Source organism: Streptomyces sp. NBC_00683 (assembly GCF_036226745.1).
Classification (GTDB): domain Bacteria; phylum Actinomycetota; class Actinomycetes; order Streptomycetales; family Streptomycetaceae; genus Streptomyces.
Window position 1 is genome coordinate 2,085,991 of record NZ_CP109013.1, and the last position, 22,950, is coordinate 2,108,940.

A 22,950-nucleotide genomic window follows, 5' to 3' on the forward strand; every position below is an offset into this window, starting at 1 on the left:
GCTCAAAGGATCAGCCTACGACCGTGACGGTGTACGGCTGGTCCGTGTCCGTCGCGACCCGGACCTCGCCGCCCTTGCGGACCACTTCGTACGTCGCCGCGGGTGCGCCCGTGAGGTCGGGGACCGTCACCGTGCGGGTGAAGTCGCCCGTTCCGGCCGGTGCGAACACGCGGAGTTCCAGGTTGTCGAGCCACTCCCCGTCCGGGCGCGAATCGTCCGCGCCCAGGGCCAGGACCGCACCCGGGCGGACCAGGACCGGCAGGCTGTCGAAGCCGTGGGTCTCGCGGCGCCACCCGGGGCCGGTGACCGTCTCGCCGGTCAGCAGGTGGGTCCAGGTGCCCTCGGGGACGTAGTACTCGACCTGGCCGTCCTCGCTGAAGACGGGCGCGACCAGGAGGTCCGGGCCGAGCAGGTACTGGCGGTCCACGGTGCGGGCGGTCGGGTCGTCGGGGAACTCCAGCAGCATCGGGCGCATCGTCGGGACGCCCGTGCGGTGGGCCTCGACGGCGGCCCCGTACAGGTAGGGCATCAGCCGGTGCTTGAGGCGGGTGAACTGCCGGGCCACATCGACCGCTTCCTCGCCGAACTCCCACGGCACCCGGTAGGAGGAGGAGCCGTGCAGCCGGCTGTGCGAGGAGAGCAGGCCGAAGGCGAGCCAGCGCTTGAAGACCGCCGGGTCGGGGGTGCCCTCGAAGCCGCCGATGTCGTGGCTCCAGAAGCCGAAGCCGGACAGGCTCAGCGAGAGGCCGCCGCGCAGCGACTCGGCCATGGCGCCGAAGGAGGACCAGCAGTCGCCGCCCCAGTGGACCGGGAACTGCTGGCCGCCGGCGGTCGCCGAGCGGGCGAAGAGCACGGCTTCGCCCTGGCCGCGCTCCTTCTCCAGGAGTTCGAAGACGGCCTTGTTGTACAGGTGCGTGTAGTAGTTGTGCATGCGCTCCGGGTCGGAGCCGTCGTGCCAGACGACGTCCGTGGGGATGCGCTCGCCGAAGTCGGTCTTGAAGGCGTCGACGCCCTGGTCGAGGAGCCCCTTGAGCTTGCCCTGGAACCAGGCGGTGGCCTCGGGGTTGGTGAAGTCGACCAGCGCCATGCCGGCCTGCCACTTGTCCCACTGCCAGATGTCGCCGTCGGCGGTCTCGACGAAGTAGCCCTTGCGGGCGCCCTCCTCGTACAGCGCGCCCTTCTGCGCGATGTACGGGTTGATCCAGACGCAGATCCGCAGTCCCTTGTCCTTGAGCCGGGCGATCTGGCCCACCGGGTCGGGGAAGGCGGCCGGGTCCCACTCGAAGTCCGACCACTGGTACTCGCGCATCCAGAAGCAGTCGAAGTGGAAGACGCTGAGCGGGATTCCGCGTTCGGCCATCCCGTCGACGAAGGAGTTGACGGTCTTCTCGTCGTAGGAGGTGGTGAACGACGTGGACAGCCAGAGGCCGAACGACCAGGCCGGCGGCAGGGCCGGGCGGCCGGTGAGTGCGGTGTAGCGGGCGAGGACGTCCTTCGGCGTGGGGCCGGCGATGACGAAGTACTCGAGCGTCTGGTCCTCGACGCTGAACTGCACCTGGCCGACGGCCTCGGAGCCCACCTCGAAGGAGACCTTGCCGGGGTGGTTGACGAAGACGCCGTAGCCGCGCGAGGAGAGGTAGAACGGGATGTTCTTGTAGGCCTGTTCACTGCTCGTGCCACCGTCGGCCTGCCAGATGTCGACGGTCTGACCGTTCTTCACGTAGGGCGTGAAGCGCTCACCGAGACCGTGGACGGTCTCGCCCACGCCGAGAGCGAGCTGGGCAAGCATGTGGTGGCTGCCGTCGGGGAGGGTGGCGAACGCGCTCCCCTTGCGTCCGGCGGAGGTCAGGATCTGGCCGTCGCCGTCGAGGAACTCCAGACCGAAGGCACCCTCGGTGGGCAGCCGCAGCGTGAGGGGGCCGCTGGTCAGCTCGGCGGTGGCGCCCAGTTCACGTGCCGTGGCGGCGGACTGCGCGGCGGCGCCCACCAGTTCGAAGTCCGGGCCCTTGCGGCGCCTGCCCGCGTGGTGGGTGAGCCGTACGGCGATGACGCCCTCGGCGGGGGCGTGGGCCTCCACGGTGATCAGCGGGGCGTTGAGGGTGTCACCGCGCCGTTCGACACGCTTGACGGCTGCGTAGGCAGCGAGGCGGTCGGTGTCGAGGCGGACGTCGCGGACTTCGGTGGCGTACGAGGCGTGCACACCGCTGCGCAACTGCCAGAAGCCGTCGGTGAACTTCATGGGGGGGGTCCTTAGCCGTTCAGGAAGTACGAAAGTGCGGGACGTCAGGGCGTCTGCGGCGAGCGCGCCAACGGGTCCTCTCGATTTTGATCGTACACAAAACAAATATGCGCACGAGGGCCCGTACACAACGGGAACACCCGGAATGCCCGAATAACTGCCGCGCCGACGAAGGTCGCAGATCGGACATGCTGCCGCCACGTGACCGATACGTCACGGAAACGGTATGGAAACCAACGGCAGGGTGGGGTATTAGTACTGCAAGCAAACAAATTGGTCGGTCGGCTGATCCGCCGCCCGCGCCTTCGTCGACAAGAGGCTGATCAATGTCGGAACGCTTCACCCCCACCGCCGCGGACAGGTTCACCTTCGGTCTCTGGACCGTCGGCTGGCGCGGCAACGACCCGTTCGGCGACGCCACCCGTCCCGCGCTCGACCCGGTCGAGTCGGTCGAGCGCCTGGCCGAGCTCGGCGCCCACGGTGTGACGTTCCACGACGACGACCTCATTCCGTTCGGCTCCTCCGACAGCGAGCGCGACGCCCACATCGCGCGCTTCAAGGAGGCGCTGGAGCGCACCGGGCTCAAGGTCCCGATGGCCACCACCAACCTCTTCACGCACCCCGTGTTCAAGGACGGCGGCTTCACGTCCAACGACCGCGACGTGCGCCGTTACGCGCTGCGCAAGGTCATCCGCAACATCGACCTCGCCGCCGAGCTGGGCGCCGAGACGTATGTCGCCTGGGGCGGCCGCGAGGGCGCCGAGTCCGGCGCCGCCAAGGACGTCCGCGTGGCGCTGGACCGCATGAAGGAGGCCTTCGACCTGCTGGGCGACTACGTCACCGAGCAGGGCTACAACCTCCGCTTCGCGATCGAGCCCAAGCCGAACGAGCCCCGCGGCGACATCCTCCTGCCCACGATCGGGCACGCGCTGGCCTTCATCGAGCGCCTGGAGCGCCCCGAGCTGGTCGGCGTCAACCCGGAGACCGGCCACGAGCAGATGGCCGGCCTCAACTTCCCGCACGGCATCGCCCAGGCCCTGTGGGCGGGCAAGCTCTTCCACATCGACCTCAACGGCCAGTCCGGCATCAAGTACGACCAGGACTTCCGCTTCGGCGCCGGCGACCTGCGCCAGGCGTTCTGGCTCGTCGACCTGCTGGAGAACTCCGACTACGCGGGGCCGCTCCACTTCGACTTCAAGCCGGTGCGCACCGACGGCATCGACGGCGTCTGGGAGTCCGCGAAGAACTGCATGCGCAACTACCTCATCCTCAAGGAGCGCGCCGCGGCCTTCCGCGCCGACCCGGCCGTGCAGGAGGCCCTGACCGCCTCCCGCCTGGACGAGCTGGCCCAGCCGACCGCCGCCGACGGGCTCAAGAGCCTGCTCGCGGACCGCTCGGCGTTCGAGGAGTTCGACGTGAACGCCGCCGCCGAGCGTTCGATGGCCTTCGAGGCCCTCGACCAGCTCGCGATGGAGCACCTGCTCGGCGTCCGCTGACGCACCGGGTGCCCGGCGGTCCGCCGCCGGGCACCCGGCCTTCCGCGTGCGGCCTCGCCGAATCCGCGCACGGTCTTGACGATCAGCCCGTGGGAGCGTTCCCATGGGGCGGCCACCCCCTCATGCAAGGGCACCACCGTGACAGAAATATCCCCGGACGGAACGGACCGACGCCCCAGCCGCCGCACCAGGCGGATCGTCGTCCCCCTCACCGTCGTCTCCGCGATCCTCACCGGCGCCGTTCTGTCGGGGTGCGGTCAGCAGAGGGACGACGACGTCTACACCGTCATGAACTCCTCGACCGACGAGTCGTACCACCGCTGGGACGGCGACACTCTCGCGCGCTGCAGCAAGCAGCTCGGGATCACGATCGAGCAGCAGAGCGTGCCGGCCGCGCAGGTGATGACGAAGGCGCTGCGCATGGCGTCGTCGAAGTCACTGCCGGACGTCCTCCAGCTGGATGCCTCCGAGATGCCGACGTTCGCCGAGGCCGGCGGGCTGATCCCGCTGAAGGATCTCGGACTGACCACGACGGACATCCCCGAGGGGATCGTCGACTTCGGCTCGTTCGACGGGAAGTACTACGGGGCCGCGCGCACCGTGAACACCCTGGCGCTGTTCTACAACAAGGACACCCTCGACAAGGCCGGCCTGAAGGTGCCCACCACCTGGGCCGAGATGCAGTCGACGGCCAAGAAGCTGACCCAGGGCAAGCGTTACGGTCTGGCGCTCAGCGCGGGCGGCGCGGAGGACGGTGTCTTCCAGTTCACCCCGTTCATGTGGTCCAACGGCGGCGACGAGTCGAAGCTCGACACCCCCGAGGTCGCCGGTGCGCTGGACTACTGGAAGGCGCTCCTGAAGGACGGATCCCTCTCCAAGTCCACGGTCAACTGGACCCAGGCCGACGTCAACGACCAGTTCATGGCGGGCAACGCCGCCATGATGATCAACGGCCCGTGGCAGGTCGAGACCCTGAACGCCAAGAAGGGTCTCAACTGGGGCATCGCCGAGATCCCCGTCCCCGAGGCGGGCGACGACTCGGTCGGTCCGCTGGGCGGCGGTGTGCTCACCGTGCCCAACACCGGTGACAGTGAGCGCGAGAAGACGGCCGCCAAGATCATCGGCTGCATGGCGGGCGAGCAGGAGCAGATCACGTACGCCCTGAACAGCTGGATGGTCCCGGCGAACACCAAGGCCGCCGCGGTCTGGCGTACGAAGGCCCCGGAGCTGGCGGCCCTGGCCGGCCAGGTCTCGACGGCCCGTTCCCGTACCGCCAAGGTCGGCGCGCAGTGGTCGTCCGTGTCGCTCGCCCTGCAGAGCGCCTTCCAGTCCGCCCTCACCGGCGAGTCCAGCGAGGCCGCTCTGAAGCGTGCCCAGCAGCAGGTCACGAGCGGGAACTGAGGTACCGAACCATGTCATCCACCACAGCCTCCGCCGCCGTGCCGCACACCGAGCCGAAAGCGCCCGCGGCCGGTGCGGCCAAGAAGCCCGTGAGCCCGCGACGCGCCAAGCGCCGCAGGCAGCTCGCCCAGTGGGGCTTCATCGCCCCCGCGGTGATCTTCATGGCGCTGTTCTTCGGCTACCCGCTCGTCCGCAACATCGTGATGAGCTTCCAGGACTACTCACCGTCCACGTTCTTCACCGGTGAGGCGCCGTTCAACGGCACGGACAACTGGAGCAACGTCTTCGACGACGGGCTGTTCGGCAAGGCCCTGTGGCAGACGATCCTCTTCACCGTCGGATCGCTCGTCGGCCAGTTCTGCATCGGTCTCGCCCTCGCGGTCTTCTTCAGCCGCCGCTTCCCGCTGAACGGGGTCCTGCGCTCGCTGATCCTGCTGCCGTGGCTGGTCCCGATGGTCGTCTCCGGCATCGTCTGGCGGCGCATCTTCGACCAGGACACGGGCGTCCTCAACTCCTTCCTGGGCACCATCGGCATCGGCGGCGACACGCCCTGGCTGACCAGCACGAGCATGGCGCTCGTGTCCGTGATCCTGGTGAACATCTGGATCGGCATCCCGTTCAACATGGTGATCCTCTACGGCGGCCTCCAGGAAGTCCCCAAGGAACTGCACGAGGCGGCCTCGCTCGACGGCGCCTCCGCCTGGCGCACCTTCCGCTCGGTGACACTGCCGATGCTCAAGCCCGTCATCACGGTGGTGCTGGTGCTCGGCTTCATGTCGACGGTCAAGATCCTCGACCTGGTCCTCGCCCTCACCGACGGCGGCCCCGCCGACTCCACGCAGACGCTCGGCACGCTCACGTACCAGAACTCCTTCGTCCAGATGGACTTCGGGGCCGGTGCCGTGGTCGGCAACATCCTGATCCTGATCTCCGCCGTCTTCGCGGTGTTCTACCTGCGGGTCAACCGCAACGAGGGGAAGTGACCGGCATGGCGACCACCACCCAGATCCCCGCCGCCCCGGCTCCCGCCATCCACCGGCCCAAGCGCCGCTGGGGTGCGACCGTGTTCGGCGTCGTCATCCTCGCCGTCATGCTGTTCCCGCTGTACTGGATGGTCAACACCGCCCTCCAGCCGGACGCGAGCCTGGTCGACGTGGCCCCGGTGCCCACGGGCATCGACTTCTCCGGCTTCACCTCGGCCATCACCGACCAGGGCACGAACCTGCTGACGTCGCTGGCCGTCGCGCTCGGCGCCGTGGCCATCTGCCTGGCGATCTCGGCGCCCGCCGCCTACGGGCTGGCGCAGTTCAAGCTGCGCGGCAGCAGGACGATCGTCTTCGGCACGCTCATCACCCAGATGGTGCCGGGCATCGTCATCGCCAACGCCCTGTACAGCGCGTACGTGGACCTCGGCCTGGTCAACTCCTACTTCGGCCTGATGCTGGCGGACGCCTCGCTGGGCATCCCGTTCGCGATCGTGCTGATGCGCTCGTTCATGGTGTCCATCCCGCGCGAGGTCGTCGAGGCCGCCGAGGTCGACGGCGCGGGACGCGTCCGCACGTTCATCCAGGTCGTCCTGCCCATGAGCCGCAACTCCCTGATCACGGCGGGGCTGTTCTCGTTCCTGTACGCGTGGAGCGACTTCATGTTCGCGCTCACGCTGAACACGACGGACGACGTCAAGCCGATCACGCTCGGCATCTACCAGTACATCGGGGCCCACGTCGGCGACTGGGGTTCGGTCATGGCCGCGTCCGTGCTCTCCGCGGTGCCCGCTGCGGTCCTCCTCGTCCTGTCCCAGAAGTACATCGCCGCCGGGATCACCGGCGGCTCCGTCAAGTAAGGGTTCCCATGAGTGACTTCCCGGTCTTCCCGCCCGGCTTCGTCTTCGGCGCGGCCACGGCCTCGTACCAGATCGAGGGCGCCGTGGAGGAAGACGGCCGCGGCCCGTCCATCTGGGACACCTACAGCCACACGCCCGGCCGGACCGACGGCGGCGACACGGGTGACGTCGCCTGCGACCACTACCACCGCTACCCGCAGGACGTGGCGCTGCTGCGCGAGCTGGGCGTGGACTCGTACCGCTTCTCGATCGCCTGGTCCCGCATCCAGGCCGAGGGCAGCGGGGCGGTCAACCCCAAGGGGCTGGACTTCTACTCCCGGCTCGTCGACTCGCTCCTGGAGGCGGGCATCGAGCCGGCCGCCACCCTGTACCACTGGGACCTGCCGCAGGCCCTGGAGGACCGGGGCGGCTGGCGGGTACGGGAGACGGCGGAGCGCTTCGGCGAGTACACCGCGATCATGGCCGAGCACCTGGGCGACCGGGTGCCGCGCTGGATCACCCTCAACGAGCCGTGGTGCAGCGCGTTCCTCGGCTACTCCGTGGGCCGGCACGCGCCGGGCGCGCAGGAGGGGCGCGGGGCACTGGCCGCCGCGCACCACCTGCTGGTCGGCCACGGCCACGCGATGAACGCGCTGCGTGCGGCGGGGGTCCGCGAGGCGGGCATCACCCTCAACCTGGACCGCAATGTCCCGGCCACCGAGTCGGACGCCGACCTCGCCGCCGTCGTGCGCGCCGACACCCAGCACAACCTGGTGTGGACGGAACCGCTCCTCGCGGGCCGCTACCCGGCCACCGAGGAGGAGACCTGGGGTGAGCTGATCACCGGGCAGGACTTCCGCCGCGAGGGCGACCTGGAGCTGATCTCCCAGCCGATGGACTTCCTGGGCATCAACTACTACCGGCCGATCGTGATCGCCGCCGCCCCGCACCGCGAGCCGGACCCGGCGCTGCGCGTCGCCACGGACAACCGGTACGCGGAGGGGAGCTACCCGGACGTCCGCAGGACGGCGATGAACTGGCCGGTCGTCCCGCAGTCCTTCACCGATCTGCTGACCGTCCTGAAGCAGACGTACGGTAACGCCCTGCCGCCGGTGCACATCACGGAGAACGGCTCGGCGGAGTTCGACAGCGTCGAGGCGGACGGTTCCGTCCACGACACGGACCGGGTGGAGTACCTGCGCGACCACCTGACGGCGCTGCGGGCGGCCATGGACGCCGGTGTCGACGTACAGGGCTACTACGTCTGGTCGTTGCTGGACAACTTCGAGTGGGCGCTGGGCTATGCGAAGCGGTTCGGGATCATCCGGGTCGACTACGACACCCTGGAGCGCACGCCCAAGGACAGCTACCGCTGGTACCAGCAGCTGATCGCGGCGCACAAGGCCTGATCACCACATCGCACCGGGGGCGTACGCGCGCAGGACAGCGCGTACGCCCCCGGTCGTGTGTGCGTGGCGCACCCCCGGCGCACCCGCGTGGCGTCAGTCCCGGCCCACGTCCGAGGACACCGCGTCCCGCAGGTTCACGATCGCGTCGGCCGGCAGGAGGTGGCCCTCCCGTACCGCACGGGCGTCGGCCGCCGCGACCCGGGCCGCGTAGCCGGCGTGCGTGGGATACATCCGGTTCAGCTGTTCCCCGGTGAACGGCACGTGGGTCCCGAACAACACGCAGAACGTCTCTCCCGTGTTGTCCCCGGTGTTCAGGGCGGTGGGAACCCCGACCTGCGAGAGCCTGATACCGCCCCGGGCCAGTCCGAGGGCGTCCCGCGCCTTGGTGCCGTCGGGGGCGAACTCCAGGGGAGGCGCGGCTGGCGGGAGCACACCGTGTTCGACCCAGCGCTCCAGGTGCGTGTAGGCAGCGGCGATCACGTGGTGCAGCGGCACCTCGCTGTACGGCGGCCGGGCGCAGGAGAACGTCGGCGCCGCACCCAGGTCACGGGTGAGCAGCGGCTCGCGGTAGGCCTGCCCGTACCGGCCGGAGTGCGCGGCCCCGGACACCTCCCAGCGTCGGTAGCCGTTGTCGTCGTCCCGCCGGAGGGGGGTGCGTACGTCGGTCTCCGACAGCACGTGGAACACCGGCTCGCCGCCCTTGCGGGTGGGTGCGGAGCCGACGACGAAGCCGTAACCGTCGAACACCGGCTCTGTCCGGGGCAGCACCCGGTCGTAGTAGACCGTCATGCGGCCCGCCGACTGCGACGCCCCGATGCCCAGCAGCGTGCGCGCCCGGAGCGGGCCGAGCACCTTGCCGGTCCCCGCGCGCAGCGCCGCGGCCGCCTGGGCGTACACGTCGTACGACATCTCGTCGGCCGTGAAGCGCCCCTGCCCCGTCACGTCGAGGTGTCCGTAGCGGGCGGGGCTCCATCCGCGTAGTTGGTCGACGCCGACGCGCTGGGCCGACACGCCGACCCAGGCGTATCCGGCGCGGGTGATCTGGTCGGGCGCCCACAGGGCGTCCAGGTCGTAGCCGGCGCTGACGTTCTGCCACTCCGTCAGCACCGTGCCGTTGAACCGCGCCGGGTTGCCCGGCCGCCGCACGACGATGCGGGTCGTGTACGGCACGTCGTCCGCGACCTTTTCCCCTTCGGGGCTGTAGGCGTCCGCCCGCCCCGACAGGTAGAACTCCTCCTCGACGTAACCGGCCCCGGCGAGACCGGGCGCCGAGAGCCAGGGATAGGTGCCGTCCACGTCGTCCGCCTTCGGGTCCCCGGGGACGGAGCCGGCGACCGGTCCGCTCACGCGCGGTTCCGCCGTGCCGGCGCGGTGGGCCGCAGGGTCCGCCGCCTCGGTGGGGAGGGCCGTCGCCGTCGCACCCGTGCCCAGAAGGACGGTGGCCAGGGAGACCACCACCAGCCGTAGGGTTGTGCGCCACTTGGTCAAGAGCACGCCTCTCTGCTGCCGGCGGGTCGTCCGCCCGCCCTCCCCCACGACGGTGCCGGGGGACCCGCGAGCGCGCACCGGCGAAACCACCGGCCTCGTGAACCGGCGCGGGTGACCTACGCGGCCGGACCGGTCCCGCGATCACGGGTCAACGCGCCGCGTACGCGCCCGGGTTCGCCATGACGTCGTGCACCACTCGGGCGGCCGCGCCCCGTGCCGCGTCGCCGGAGACCGAGGAGGCCCGCAGCCGGCTGCCGTTCTCGTGCCAACGGCCCGACACCACCCGCGCGGTGAGCTGGGCGTCCGCCGACTCCTCCAGCCAGGGCATCAGGTTCCGGTAGATCCCGCCCAGGACGACCGCCTCCGGGTCGAAGAGGTTCACCGCACCGGCCAGCACCACGCCCATCCGGTCCCCCGCCGTCCGCAGCGCCTGAACGGCCCGCGCCTCCCCGGCCGCGGCCCGCTGCTCCAGCTCGCCGATCCCCCGGATCCCCGTGTCCGGGTCGATCCCGGCCGCCTCCAGCAGCGCTGCCCGGCCCGCGTACTGCTCCAGGCAGCCGCGCGCCCCGCACCGGCAGAGCGGGCCCTGCGGATCGACGACCATGTGCCCGATCTCCCCCGCGAACCCGTGGGCGCCGCGCAGCATTTCGCCGTTGAGCACGAGGGCTCCGCCGACTCCGATCTCACCGGTGAGATAGAGGAAGGTGCGTACGCCGCCGAGCCCGCCGAACCAGAGCTCGGCCAGGGCCGCGAGATTGGCCTCGTTGTCGGATCCGACGGCCAGGGCCCGCCCGGCGGGGCGCAGCGTGCTGAGTGCCTGTCCGAAGATGCCCTCGGCCGCGACCCTGTTCCAGCCGAGGTTGGGTGCCTGGCGGACCACGCCTCCGGAGACCAGGCCGGGCAGGGCCAGTTCGACGCCGACGACGCGCAGTTCCTGCTCGCGGGTGGAGCCGATGACCCGGTTGGTGAGCCTGGCCGCGTGGGCCAGCACGTCTGCGGCGGGGACGCCCCGGTGGTCGGTGTGCTCGGTGACGCGGACCCGGTCGGTGCCGGTGAGGTCGACGGCGCACACCGACACGTAGTCGATGTTGATCTCCACGCCGAGCCCCGCAGGACCGGTCCGGGACAGCTTCAGTACGGTGCCGGGGCGCCCGGCCGCCCCGCTGGAGGTCTTGCCGGACTCGCTGAGGCAGTCCAGGGCGAGCAGTTCCTCGACGAGCGAGGAGACGGCGGCCCTGGTGAGCCCGACGAGACTCGCGACCCTGGCCCGGGTGACCTCGCCCTCGTCGCGCACGGTCCGCAGGACCAGGCTCAGGTTGTGCCGCCGCACGGACTCGTGTCCGGCCTTGGCCGCAGGCGAGGTGAGGTGGTTCTTCATCAGGGCTTCGAGCCTAGCTTCCGGCCTGGTCCAGCAGGAGTTCCGCCATCCCTCGGGCGGCGAGTGCGGGGTGGGCGTCGGGGCGGGTGACGGCGTGGGCCAGGGTGCCGTCGACCAGGACCAGGAGCTGGTCCGCGCCGAGGTCCGGGGCAGGGTGACCGTGGCCGGTGAGCTCCGTGGTGAACAGGTCGTGGAGGCCGTCCTTGAAGGCGCGCACCTCCGCGTGGGCCGGGTGGGCCGGGTCGGTCAGGGCCAGATCGGCCGAGGTGTAGCGGCATCCTCGGAACGCGGGGCGCTGGGTGATCGCCTCCAGCTCGTCGAAGACCGCCAGGATCCGGTGCCGTGAGTCCTCACCCGCGTCGTCCATGACCTGGCGGTAGCGGGCGTCGCCGGGGTGGCTGCGCAGGAGTTCGGCGATCAGGCCGTCCTTGCCGCCGAAGTGCTGGTAGAGGGATCGCCGGGCCACTCCGGCCTGTTTGAGGATCGCGTCCACCCCGACGTGGACCCCGTGGGTGTAGGTGAGGTCTCGGGCTGCGTCCAGCAGCCGTTCGCGGGGGCCCGGTCTCGTCGTCATGAGCCCGATTCTGACACGGGCTTGACGGTAGAACAACCGGTCTATCTACTATGACCACACGTAGACCGACCGTTCTATCTCCCGTCCTTTCCCTCTCTGTCCGTTCCACCTCATGTGGGGAGTGGCCATGCCTCGTGCGGGCACCCTGCCGGCTGTACTGACCGGCTTGTTCGTCACCGTTCTCGACTTCTTCATCGTCAATGTGGCCGTCCCGACGGCCCAGCGTGACCTCCATGCCGATGCGGCGGCGGTCGAGTGGGTGGTGGCCGGGTACGCCCTCGCCTACGGGTCCATGCTCATCGTCGGCGGCCGGCTCGGCGACATCCATGGCCGCCGCCGCATGTTCTCGGTCGGCATGGTGTTCTTCACCCTTGCCTCGATCGCCTGCGGGCTGGCTCCGGGCCCCGGGGCCCTGGTCGCCGCGAGGATCGCACAAGGGGTGTCGGCCGCCCTGCTCGCGCCACAGGTGCTGGCCATCGTGCGCACCGTCTACACCGGGCACGAGCGGGCCCGGGCCATCAACGCCTATGCGCTGACCATGGGTTCCGCCGCCGTGTTCGGGCAGCTCATCGGTGGCGCACTCATTCACGCCGATGTGTTCGGGCTCGGCTGGCGCGCCTGCTTCCTGATCAATGTGCCGATCGGGATCGCCGTGCTGGCCGTCGCGCGGCGGGTGATCCCGGAAAGCCGCGCCACGGGCGCCGTGCGGCTCGACCTCCCCGGAGCCGCCCTCGTGAGCCTTTCCCTGGTGGCGCTCATGCTGCCGTTGATCGAAGGCCGCGAGCAGCGCTGGCCCCTGTGGACCTGGGCGTCCTTCGCCGGGTCGGTGGCACTGGCCGGCGCCTACCGCGCACGACGGCACCGCGAATCGCCCTTGATCGACCTTGCCCTGTTACGTGAACGAGGCTTCACCGTCGGCCTGTTCACCTACACGGCGTTCACGATGGGGATGGCCGCGTACTTCCTGGTCCTCGCCCTGTACGCGCAGGAAGGGCGCGGTCTCGACGCCATGGAGGCCGGGCTCCTCTTCGTACCGATCGGTGCGGGCTATCTGGCGGCCTCGCTGTTGGCACCCCGGCTGATGCTTCGCCTGGGGCGCCAGGTGATCGCGGTCGGCGCCCTGGTCCGGGTGGCAGGTCTGGCCCTGCTGTTCGTCATGGTGGCTCAGGACGCCGCGATCGGATGGCTCGCGTCCGCGCTCCTCGTCGACGGAGTCGGAATGGGCCTGGCCCTTGCCCCGATCATGGCCACCGTTCTGGCCGGGATCCCCCCGCACCATGCGGGTGCCGCCTCCGGGGCCCTCAACACGGTGCAGCAGGTGGGCGGGGCGCTCGGGGTCGGTGTGATCGGGATCCTCTACTACGGCAGTCTCGCCGAGGGCTCGTCCACCGCCTTCCTGCACGGACTGACCTACCTGATCGCCGTGGCGCTGGTCCTCGCAGGGCTCGCACAGCTGCTCCCCCGGGCGGCCTCCGTCCCTTCCGCCTCTTCCCACGCTTCCGGCGCTTCCCGAGAAGGAGTTCAGTCATGAACGCGATCGACAGCAGAGACTTCAGCGAATTCGCGCGCCGCTACGTCGCCATGTGGAACGAGCCCGACGCGGCGTTGCGGCACGCCACCGTGGACGCGTTGTTCGCGTCCGGCGGTTCGCACTACACCCCGACCCGAGAGTTCCACGGACACCACGCGCTCCGGAGCCGGGTCACCGAAGGGTACGAGCAATGGGTCGAGCCAGGGACGCACGTGTTCCGGCTCGTTCCCGGCGCCGACGGGCACCACGGCACCGTCCGGTTCAACTGGGAGATGGTGGAGACGGGTTCGGGCAGGACCGCCGCAGTGGGCTTCGACTTCGTCGTGCTCGACGAGGACGGCCTGATCATCAGTGATCACCAGTTCGTCGACCGGTGAGCGAAGGGCCGCATGACAAGGGCCGCACCCCCGTTGCCGGGGATGCGGCCCTTTTCGTCCGTACGCCGACCCTACTTGCGGATCAGGCTGCGGAGCACGTACTGCAGGATGCCGCCGTTGCGGTAGTAGTCCGCCTCGCCGGGGGTGTCGATGCGGACGACGCCGTCGAACTCCACACCGGTGTCGGTGGTGACCTTGACGGTGCGCGGCGTGGTGCCGTTGTTCAGCTCGGTCACACCGGTGAAGGAGAAGCTCTCCTCGCCGGTCAGGCCGAGGCTCTCCGCGGTCTGGCCCTCCGGGAACTGGAGCGGCAGGACGCCCATGCCGATGAGGTTCGAGCGGTGGATGCGCTCGTAGGACTCGGCGATGACGGCCTTGACGCCGAGGAGCGCGGTGCCCTTGGCGGCCCAGTCGCGGGACGAGCCGGAGCCGTACTCCTTGCCCGCCAGGATCGCGAGCGGGGTGCCCGCGGCCTGGTAGTTCTGCGAGGCGTCGTAGATGAACGACACCGGCGCGTCGGGCTGGGTGAAGTCGCGGGTGAAGCCGCCCTCGGTGCCCGGCGCGATCTGGTTGCGCAGACGGATGTTGGCGAAGGTGCCACGGATCATGATCTCGTGGTTACCACGGCGCGAGCCGTAGGAGTTGAAGTCACGGCGCTCGATGCCGTGCTCCGTGAGGTACTTGCCGGCCGGGGTGTCGGCCTTGATCGCACCGGCCGGGGAGATGTGGTCGGTGGTGACCGAGTCGCCGAGCTTGGCCAGGACACGGGCGCCGGTGATGTCCTCGACCGGGGTCGTCTCCATCGTCATGCCCTCGAAGTACGGGGGCTTGCGCACGTAGGTGGACTCGGCGTCCCACTCGAAGGTGTTGCCGGTCGGGATCGACAGCGCCTGCCACTGGGCGTCGCCCGCGAAGACGTCCTGGTAGGACTTGTTGAACATGTCCTCGCCGATGGAGTTGGCGACGACGTCGTTCACCTCGGCCTCGGAGGGCCAGATGTCCTGGAGGTAGACGGGCTTGCCGTCCTGGTCGACGCCGAGGGCGTCCTTCGTGATGTCGACCTTCATCGAACCGGCGATGGCGTACGCGACGACCAGCGGCGGGGACGCCAGGTAGTTCATCTTGACGTCGGGGTTGATCCGGCCCTCGAAGTTGCGGTTGCCGGAGAGCACCGAGGTGACGGCCAGGTCGTGCTCGTTGACCGCCTTGGAGACCTCTTCCGGCAGCGGGCCGGAGTTGCCGATGCAGGTGGTGCAGCCGTAGCCGACGAGGTTGAAGCCGACCTTGTCGAGGTACGGGGTCAGGCCCGCCTTGTCGAAGTAGTCGGTGACGACCTTGGAGCCCGGGGCGAGGGTGGTCTTGACCCACGGCTTGCGGGTCAGGCCCTTCTCGACCGCCTTCTTCGCCACGAGCGCCGCGGCGACCATGACGTACGGGTTCGAGGTGTTGGTGCAGGAGGTGATCGCGGCGACGGTGACGGCGCCGTGGTCGATCTCGTACGTCGTGCCGTCGGGGGCGGTGACGGTGACCGGGTTCGACGGGACGCCGTTGGCGGTGGCCGGGGAGTCGGAGGCCGGGAAGGACTCCTTGCCCGCCTCCTCGTCGTCCGCGACGTAATTGCGTACGTCCTGGGCGAACTGCGCCTTGGCGTTCGCGAGGACGATGCGGTCCTGCGGGCGCTTCGGGCCGGCGATGGAGGGGACGACCGTGGAGAGGTCGAGCTCCAGCTTCTCGGAGAAGTCCGGCTCGGCGGCCGGGTCCAGCCAGAGGCCCTGCTCCTTGGCGTACGCCTCGACGAGCGCGACCTGCTGCGCGTCGCGGCCGGTCAGGCGCAGGTACTTCAGCGTCTCGTCGTCGATCGGGAAGATCGCGGCGGTGGAGCCGAACTCCGGCGACATGTTGCCGATGGTGGCGCGGTTCGCGAGGGAGGTGGCGGCGACGCCCTCACCGTAGAACTCGACGAACTTGCCGACGACGCCGTGCTTGCGGAGCATCTCGGTGATGGTCAGCACGAGGTCGGTGGCGGTGGTGCCGGCCGGGAGCTCACCGGTCAGCTTGAAGCCGACGACGCGCGGGATGAGCATGGAGACCGGCTGGCCGAGCATCGCGGCCTCGGCCTCGATGCCGCCGACGCCCCAGCCCAGCACGCCGAGGCCGTTGACCATCGTGGTGTGCGAGTCGGTGCCGACGAGGGTGTCGGGGTAGGCCTGGCCGCCTCGGACCATGACCGTGCGCGCCAGGTGCTCGATGTTGACCTGGTGGACGATGCCGGTGCCCGGGGGGACGACCTTGAACTCGTCGAAGGCGGTCTGGCCCCAGCGCAGGAACTGGTAGCGCTCCTTGTTGCGGCCGTACTCCAGCTCGACGTTCTGCGCGAACGCGTCGTTGGTGCCGAACTTGTCGGCGATGACTGAGTGGTCGATGACCAGCTCGGCCGGGGCCAGCGGGTTGATCTTCGCCGGGTCGCCGCCGAGCTCCTTCACGGCCTCACGCATGGTGGCGAGGTCGACGACACACGGAACGCCGGTGAAGTCCTGCATGATCACGCGGGCCGGCGTGAACTGGATCTCCTGGCTGGGCTGGGCCTGCGAGTCCCATCCGCCGAGCGCCCGGATGTGGTCGGCGGTGATGTTCGCGCCGTCCTCGGTGCGGAGCAGGTTCTCCAGCAGCACCTTCAGGCTGTAAGGGAGGCGCGCGGAGCCCTCGACCTTGTCCAGCTTGAAGATCTCGTACGACTCGTCGCCCACGCGCAGCGTGCTGCGGGCGTCGAAGCTGTTCGCCGACACGACAGTCTCCTTCTTCAATGTGCGCGTTCAACCGCGCCGCGCCTCATGTGCGGCCGGCGCCGCCTACGGCCCCCACCATCCGCTAAGGTAAGGATTAGTTAGGTAACCCTTACCGGCGGCGACTGCGGTGCGCCTCGGCAGATATCTCGATGTCGAGATAACTCTAGTACATCGCCGCCGCGCGGTCATGCCCGGGCGCCCGTGTCCGGCGCCACTCCGCGACGGGGCGCGTCCACCGGTGAAGATCGAGCGATTCCGGCCGAAGGTGCGGCACAGGCACGGCGAGGGCGCAGCAAGGGTCGAACATCTCCTCGAAGCACGAGTGCGGGTACCCCGCGCTCGTCACCTGATGCACCGGGCATCCGCATCGCGGGGCCCGACCCGGCACGGCGAGCCGGCTCCCGACCGGAGCGCGCCACATTCCCACGCATGGACGGACGACTTCGGGACACCCGTACTCCTGACAGAGGAGGCGCAGATGCCGCTCACATTCCGCAAGAGCTTCCGGATCCTTCCGGGCGTCCGGCTGAACATCAACCGTCGTTCATGGTCCGTCACGACCGGCGGCCGGCACGGACCGAAGCGCACCACCAGCAGCACCGGCCGACGCACCACGTCGATGGACCTGCCGGGCCCCTTCGGCTGGCGGAAGACCACTACCCGCCGCCGCGGCTGACCGCTCACCCGTTCGGCCGAGCCCCGCATGCCGGACCGCATGGCGCGAACGACCGTGTAGACGGGCGCCCGCCTGCGGTCCGGCACCGCCCGGCACGCCACCGGGCCCGACGGCGCACCGCCCGGAACCGCCCGGCGCGCCCGCCCGGCACCCGACATCCACTCCAACCCCACACCCCCCGCACGAGCTTCATCTCATATGTGAGATAGCGTGCAGCCATGGAAGACGACTACCTCGCACGTATCGGCAAGCTCATCCGTGACGCCCGCCAGCACCGCGGCTGGACACAGACCCAGCTTGCCGAGGCGCTCGCCACCAGCCAGAGCGCCGTCAACCGCATCGAGCGCGGCAACCAGAACATCAGCCTTGAGATGATCGCCCGCATCGGCGAGGCCCTCGACAGCGAGATCGTGTCGCTCGGCTACGCCGGGCCCATGCACCTGCGGGTCGTCGGCGGACGCCGGCTCTCCGGCTCCATCGACGTCAAGACGAGCAAGAACGCCTGTGTCGCACTGCTCTGCGCCTCGCTGCTCAACAAGGGCCGCACCGTACTGCGCCGGGTGGCCCGCATCGAGGAGGTCTTCCGACTCCTGGAGGTACTCAACTCCATCGGCGTGCGCGCCCGTTGGGTCAACGACGGCGTAGACCTCGAGATCCAGCCGCCCGTACGCCTCGACCTGGACGCCATCGACGCGGACGCCGCGCGCCGGACCCGGTCGATCATCATGTTCCTCGGCCCGCTGCTGCACCGCATGGACCGCTTCACGCTGCCGTACGCGGGCGGCTGCGACCTCGGTACGCGGACCATCGAGCCGCACATGATCGCGCTGCGCCGCTTCGGCCTGGACATCGCGGCGACCGACGGCCTCTACCACGCGCAGGTCGACCACGAGGTCCGGCCCGACCGCCCCATCGTGCTGACCGAGCGCGGCGACACCGTGACCGAGAACGCGCTGCTGGCCGCCGCCCGGCACGACGGCACGACCGTCATCCGCAACGCCTCCTCCAACTACATGGTCCAGGACCTGTGCTTCTTCCTGGAGGCGCTCGGCGTACGCGTGGACGGTGTCGGGACGACGACCCTCACGGTGCACGGTCTGCCGGAGATCGACGTCGATGTCGACTACTCCCCCTCCGAGGACCCGGTCGAGGCGATGAGCCTGCTGGCCGCCGCCGTGGTCACGGAGTCCGAGCTGACGATCCGCCGGGTCCCGATCGAGTTCCTGGAGATCGAGCTCGCGGTCCTGGAGGAGATGGGCGTCGACTGCGACCGCACGACGGAGTACGCCGCCGACAACGGCCGCACCAGGCTCGTGGACCTCACGGTCCGGCCCTCCAAGCTGGAGGCGCCCATCGACAAGATCCACCCGATGCCGTTCCCCGGGCTGAACATCGACAACGTGCCGTTCTTCGCGGCCATCGCCGCCGCCGCGCACGGCAAGACCCTGATCCACGACTGGGTCTACGACAACCGCGCGATCTACCTCACGGACCTCAACCGCCTCGGCGGCCGACTGCAACTCCTGGACCCGCACCGGGTCCTGGTCGAGGGCCCGACCCGCTGGCGCGCCGCAGAGATGATGTGCCCGCCGGCGCTGCGGCCGGCCGTGGTGGTGCTGCTGGCGATGATGGCGGCCGAGGGCACGTCCGTACTGCGCAACGTGTACGTGATCAACCGCGGGTACGAGGAGCTGGCGGAACGGCTCAACTCGGTGGGTGCGCAGATCGAGATCTTCCGCGACATCTGACCGGCGGGGTGTCGCGCCCCTTGGGGGCAAGGGGCGCGACGCCTCAGTATGAGGAGAAGGCAGGTCCCCGCTTTCGTTCGCGAAAGCGGGGACGGAAGTCTCGACCCGCGACTCGAACCACTCCGCTCGCACAGCGAAGACGACACCGCCGGTCGCCGTTGAGCGGCGGAGAGCCCCAGGACCGGGCCGACCAGGTAGGTGGGTCAGAAGCTACTTCTGACGAAACGGACGCCTTCGAAGAACGCCGACGCCCTGGCCCGCGACCCGGTCCGCCCTCAGCATCATCCGCGGCCGAATCGGACGACCCTTCCGGCAAGGCACCCTCGCCCGACCCGGACGTGGCCTCTGTCGCAGACGGACACAACGACCTCTGATCGCGGCGGACAGGGTCGATTTACAGGACAGCAACGGTGCTACCGATTCCGCTCGGACTCGCGCCGCTGATAGTCGCGCGGAGACAGTCCGTGAAAGCGGGAGAAGGCGGCGCTGAACGTGGGTAGGTGTGCGTACCCGGTCCGGCGCGCGACGGCGCTGGGCGGGGCGCCCCCGGCGAGCAGGTCGCGAGCGATGCGCATGCGGGCGGCATAACGCCAGCGACCCAGTGTCATACCTGTCTCGTCACGGAAGGCACGGTGGATCTCAGCGCGGACATCGACATCATGCGTCCCGCCGGACTCGCCGATACGACGCAAGTACTCCATCGCGACAGCACGCGCGCGCGGATCGGTGGGCATCGGCACCGACAGCGCTCGCTGCGCGGCGACCTGTTCCGCGAACAGGTCGAGGATGTGGCGGGGGTTGTGGTCGTCAGGGCGCAGTCCGGACCGGGCGCTGATCGAGCAGAACATCAAGTAGTCGTCCCACGCAGGGGAGAACCGCACCTGCAGCGGCACTGTCAGTTGGAGGTCGCCGGTACTCGCGTTGCCCAGCGGCAGGGAGACGGAGTTCTCGCGGAGGCCGGTGACATGCTCCATTTCTGCGGGGATCCAGGTCGCCACCCCCCGCTCCCGCTCGTAGCGTTGGTCGCCGATGTCCAGGTACCCGCTGCCTCGATACATCCAGCTGAGGACGTGGATGTCGTTGGTGTGCGACGGCGTGCTGGCCGCGGGCAGCATCTCAGGCGCAGCGGGAGTGTCCGTCTTGCGCATCATCCGGATCAGGTCGTCGCTCTGCCGTGCCGCCGCTGCCCGTTGCGTCAGCCCGCCGGCGCGAGGTCGGGCGGAGAGCTCCCGTCCGAACTCGTGGGGGGTCAGTCCGAACCGTCCCTTGAAGGCCCGCGTGAGGCCGTTGCGGCTGGCGAAGCCCACTCGAGCGGCCACCTGGTCCACGTCGTAACCGGCAGCGAGGAGCTCCGCGGCAGCGCCGAGCCGGCAGAGCAGCCGCCACTGCTCGAACGTGAGCCCGGTGTCGGCGAGGAAGTCACGGCGAAGGCTGCGCGCGCCGGCGAGCACCCGCGAAGCCCATTGCTCGACCGTGAGGTCGAGCGCGGGGTCGCGCATCAGTTCCTCCGCGACCGCTCTGGCGCCGAGGGCTCGCGGCATCGCCGGCGAGGCGAACCCCTCCGAGCTCGGATTTCGCCCGACCTCTACGGGCGCCGGCGAGCGCGAGCCAGGACGCCAAAGGAGCTCCTCGATCGCCTCGGGGGAGTACCCGTGGCCGCTGAAAGGGGTGACCTGCAGGTTGAAGAGCTGGATCAACCAGTCCTGCCAGCCACTGGGAACGTCGAACCGTGTCAGTTCCGACGGTCCCCAAGCGCCGACGCCGGCGTGGGGCCACAGCGGGAAGGCGACAGTGCCCGGCTCAGTGATGATCGCCCGCTCTGACCAGCCCTCTGGGGGAATCCAGGCGCCTTCGCCGGCCTTGAGGTGGAGCACCGGCCCGCCGTCGAGGCGCACCTGCGCAACGCCGGTGCGAACCCAGAGCAGCAGCGGTCGTACGGGCGCATCTGCCGAACCCAACCGAGCGGCCGGAATCGGCGGCGGGTCGCCGGCGCCTGCGGCGAACGAGGGGGAAACCGCCATGTCCTAACTCTACGGCAGTCTGCGCACACCACTCCAGGTAAGGTTCGCCTAACCTTAGCAAGGCGCGCCCTCCCCCGATGCCGGTGCGCGACTCCTGCCCTCGAAGCGACCAGAAAGGTCAGTTCCCGCATGCCCAAAACCTCGCGCCGACTCACTGTGCGCCCGCCGACCCTGCGTGAGGTCGAGGTGGTCCGGACCGTCGACATCACCCCGGGAATGCGGCGGATCACACTGAGCGGCGAACAGTTGCGTGCGTTCACCACTGCGGACGGCCTCGTGCGACCGGCCTTCGAGTCCCCGGGCTTCGACGACGACCTCGCGTTCTACTTCCCGTACCCGGGTCAGCGCGATCCGGTGCTCCCGGTCCAGAGCGAGGCCAAGTTGATCGTGCCCAAGGATCCTCGACCGCTGTCGAGGGCCTACACGGTCCGCCGATGGGACCCCGAGGCCGGCGAACTGGACGTGGACTTCGTCAAGCACGGGGTTGGCGCGGGAACGACGTGGGCCTGTCGCACCCAGCCGGGTGACCGGATCCACCTCAGCGGCCCGAGCACGTCCAAGGCGTTCCCGACCGGCGCCGACTGGTTGCTCGTGGCAGGCGACGGCACCGCACTCCCCGCGATCGGCCGCCTGCTCGACGAGCTCCCGCCCGACGCCCGGGCGCAGGTGTTCATCGAGATCGCCGAGGACGCCCACCGCCAGGAGCTGCGCGAGCTGCCCGGGGTCGACGTGACGTGGCTGGTCCGCCCCGGCGCAACGGCCGGGACCGTGTCGCTGCTCACCGAGACCGTCCGCGGTGCGGAGTGGTGGTCGGGCCAGGCGTTCGCGTGGCTGGCCGGCGAGCACACGGCCGTCCGGGACATCCGTCGGCACCTGGTCGAGGACCGCGGCATGCCCAAGGAGGACATCGACTTCGCCGGCTACTGGCGTCGCTCCGAGGTCGTCGCACTGGAGACCGACGGGGCGGTACCCGACCCGGAGAGGACGGTCACCCCGTTCCAGAAGCTCCACGACCTGACCGAGCTCGTCGCGCCGATCGCGATCCGCACCGCCGTCGAGCTGGGCGTTCCCGATCTGCTCTCCCGCGGCGTGACCAGCGTGACCGAGTTGGCCGCCAAGGTCGGCGCCGACGAGCGCGCTCTGGGCAAGCTGCTGCGTTACCTGCACACCCTGGACGTGGTGACCGAGACAGAACCGGGTCACTACGCCCTGACGCCGGTCGGCGACGTCCTCACTCTCGAGTTCATCGCCGACCGGCTCCACTCCGCCGGGGTGGTCGGTCGCGAGATACTCGGGATCCACGGCCTCACGGAGTCGGTCCGCACCGGCCGGCCCGCCTACGCCTCGGTCACCGGCCAGACCTTTGACGACGTGCGAGCCGAGCAGGACTACGAGGACCGTCACCTGGAGCGCCTGGCGAAGTTCCAGCCCGCACTGGCCGAACCGATCGCCACGTCCGACCTGCTCGCCGGAGTCCAGCACCTGGTGATCCACTCCGGTGGTGCCGGCGCCCACGCCCGTGAGTACGTCGCAGCCCACGAAAGGCTGCGCGTGACGATCTGTGCCCTGCCCGCCCAGGCCGACTGGCTGCGCCGCGACCTGCCCGCCACGATTCCCGACGAGCAGCAACGCACGCGGGTCAGCGTGCTGGAGCAGTCCGTCTTCGAGCCCGGCCCAGCAGCCGACACCGTGCTCATCAGCCGCGCCTTCAAGACCCTGCCCGACGCCGACGCTGCTCACGCACTACGCCGGGCAGCCGAGAACCTCGTCCCCGGCGGACGGGTGCTGCTGATCGAGGAGGTCTTCGACACCGACGAGCTCGACGAGCACGACGGCGAGGCGGACCTGATCGGCCTGGTCTGCCACGGCTCAGGCCTTCGCACCGCAGCGGAGCTGGACGCCGTCATCGCCCGGGCCGGCCTCACGCGCAGGTCGGCGCACACCGTCGGTCTGGGCGCCACCGTCCATGAGCTCCTCCGCTCCACCACCGACTGAACCACTCCA

General features: G+C 69.8%; 16 protein-coding genes. 10 read left to right on the forward strand and 6 right to left on the reverse strand.

Annotated elements, in window-relative coordinates:
* Positions 1-10 precede the first annotated feature (10 nt).
* Positions 11-2,239 (reverse strand): alpha-xylosidase, encoded by a 2,229-nt coding sequence (gene yicI, locus OG257_RS09160; protein ID WP_329206378.1) that lies wholly within the window; start codon positions 2,237-2,239, stop codon positions 11-13.
* A gap of 326 nt (positions 2,240-2,565) precedes the next feature.
* On the opposite strand from yicI, the gene xylA reads away from it, so the two are divergent.
* The 5 genes from xylA (at position 2,566) to OG257_RS09185 (ending at position 8,367) form a co-directional block, all read left to right on the forward strand.
* Positions 2,566-3,735 carry a xylose isomerase gene (gene xylA, locus OG257_RS09165; protein ID WP_329206380.1) on the forward strand — a complete coding sequence of 390 codons (1,170 nt, stop codon included), beginning with the start codon at positions 2,566-2,568 and terminating at the stop codon, positions 3,733-3,735.
* A 138-nt stretch (positions 3,736-3,873) separates the two neighbouring features.
* Complete coding sequence (locus OG257_RS09170) at positions 3,874-5,136, forward strand: ABC transporter substrate-binding protein (RefSeq protein WP_329206381.1); 1,263 nt, start codon at positions 3,874-3,876, stop codon at positions 5,134-5,136.
* An 11-nt stretch (positions 5,137-5,147) separates the two neighbouring features.
* The gene (locus OG257_RS09175; protein ID WP_329206382.1) at positions 5,148-6,119 is read left to right on the forward strand and encodes a carbohydrate ABC transporter permease; all 972 of its coding nucleotides are present in this window, start codon (positions 5,148-5,150) and stop codon (positions 6,117-6,119) included.
* 5 nt (positions 6,120-6,124) lie between these two features.
* Positions 6,125-6,979, forward strand: a complete 855-nt coding sequence (locus tag OG257_RS09180; protein ID WP_329206383.1) for a carbohydrate ABC transporter permease — start codon at positions 6,125-6,127, stop codon at positions 6,977-6,979.
* 8 nt (positions 6,980-6,987) lie between these two features.
* The gene (locus OG257_RS09185; RefSeq protein WP_329206384.1) at positions 6,988-8,367 is read left to right on the forward strand and encodes a GH1 family beta-glucosidase; all 1,380 of its coding nucleotides are present in this window, start codon (positions 6,988-6,990) and stop codon (positions 8,365-8,367) included.
* Positions 8,368-8,460: 93 nt separating this feature from the next.
* Here OG257_RS09185 and OG257_RS09190 read toward each other — a convergent pair whose 3' ends face one another.
* The 3 genes from OG257_RS09190 to OG257_RS09200 all read right to left on the reverse strand — a co-directional run bounded on the left by OG257_RS09190 (position 8,461) and on the right by OG257_RS09200 (position 11,807).
* Positions 8,461-9,825 (reverse strand): alpha/beta hydrolase domain-containing protein, encoded by a 1,365-nt coding sequence (locus OG257_RS09190; protein WP_329206386.1) that lies wholly within the window; start codon positions 9,823-9,825, stop codon positions 8,461-8,463.
* A 178-nt stretch (positions 9,826-10,003) separates the two neighbouring features.
* A complete protein-coding gene (locus OG257_RS09195; RefSeq protein WP_329206387.1) occupies positions 10,004-11,233 on the reverse strand; it encodes an ROK family protein in 1,230 nt (409 codons plus the stop codon).
* 13 nt (positions 11,234-11,246) lie between these two features.
* The gene (locus OG257_RS09200) at positions 11,247-11,807 is read right to left on the reverse strand and encodes a TetR/AcrR family transcriptional regulator (protein WP_329206388.1); all 561 of its coding nucleotides are present in this window, start codon (positions 11,805-11,807) and stop codon (positions 11,247-11,249) included.
* Positions 11,808-11,934: 127 nt separating this feature from the next.
* On the opposite strand from OG257_RS09200, the gene OG257_RS09205 reads away from it, so the two are divergent.
* Together OG257_RS09205 and OG257_RS09210 are read left to right on the forward strand one after the other, a co-directional pair.
* A complete protein-coding gene (locus OG257_RS09205; protein ID WP_329206389.1) occupies positions 11,935-13,338 on the forward strand; it encodes an MFS transporter in 1,404 nt (467 codons plus the stop codon).
* On the forward strand, positions 13,335-13,715 hold the full coding sequence (locus OG257_RS09210) for a nuclear transport factor 2 family protein (protein WP_329206391.1): 381 nt from the start codon (positions 13,335-13,337) through the stop codon (positions 13,713-13,715). Before OG257_RS09205 ends, OG257_RS09210 begins: the two co-directional genes overlap by 4 nt.
* A gap of 71 nt (positions 13,716-13,786) precedes the next feature.
* Here OG257_RS09210 and acnA read toward each other — a convergent pair whose 3' ends face one another.
* Positions 13,787-16,501: an aconitate hydratase AcnA gene (acnA, locus tag OG257_RS09215; protein WP_329206392.1), complete on the reverse strand. Its 2,715-nt coding sequence runs from the start codon at positions 16,499-16,501 to the stop codon at positions 13,787-13,789.
* A gap of 478 nt (positions 16,502-16,979) precedes the next feature.
* Here acnA and OG257_RS09220 point away from each other — a divergent pair, with 478 nt between their 5' ends.
* On the forward strand, positions 16,980-17,177 hold the full coding sequence (locus OG257_RS09220) for a DUF4236 domain-containing protein (protein ID WP_329206393.1): 198 nt from the start codon (positions 16,980-16,982) through the stop codon (positions 17,175-17,177).
* A gap of 218 nt (positions 17,178-17,395) precedes the next feature.
* Positions 17,396-18,925 carry a helix-turn-helix domain-containing protein gene (locus OG257_RS09225; RefSeq protein WP_329206395.1) on the forward strand — a complete coding sequence of 510 codons (1,530 nt, stop codon included), beginning with the start codon at positions 17,396-17,398 and terminating at the stop codon, positions 18,923-18,925.
* 413 nt (positions 18,926-19,338) lie between these two features.
* Here the strand turns inward: OG257_RS09225 and OG257_RS09230 are convergent, their stop codons facing one another.
* Positions 19,339-20,946, reverse strand: coding sequence for an AraC family transcriptional regulator (locus tag OG257_RS09230; RefSeq protein ID WP_329206396.1), 1,608 nt, complete (start codon positions 20,944-20,946; stop codon positions 19,339-19,341).
* Positions 20,947-21,075: 129 nt separating this feature from the next.
* Between OG257_RS09230 and OG257_RS09235 the strand changes: the two genes are divergently transcribed.
* Complete coding sequence (locus OG257_RS09235; protein WP_329206398.1) at positions 21,076-22,941, forward strand: siderophore-interacting protein; 1,866 nt, start codon at positions 21,076-21,078, stop codon at positions 22,939-22,941.
* Positions 22,942-22,950: the final 9 nt, after the last annotated feature.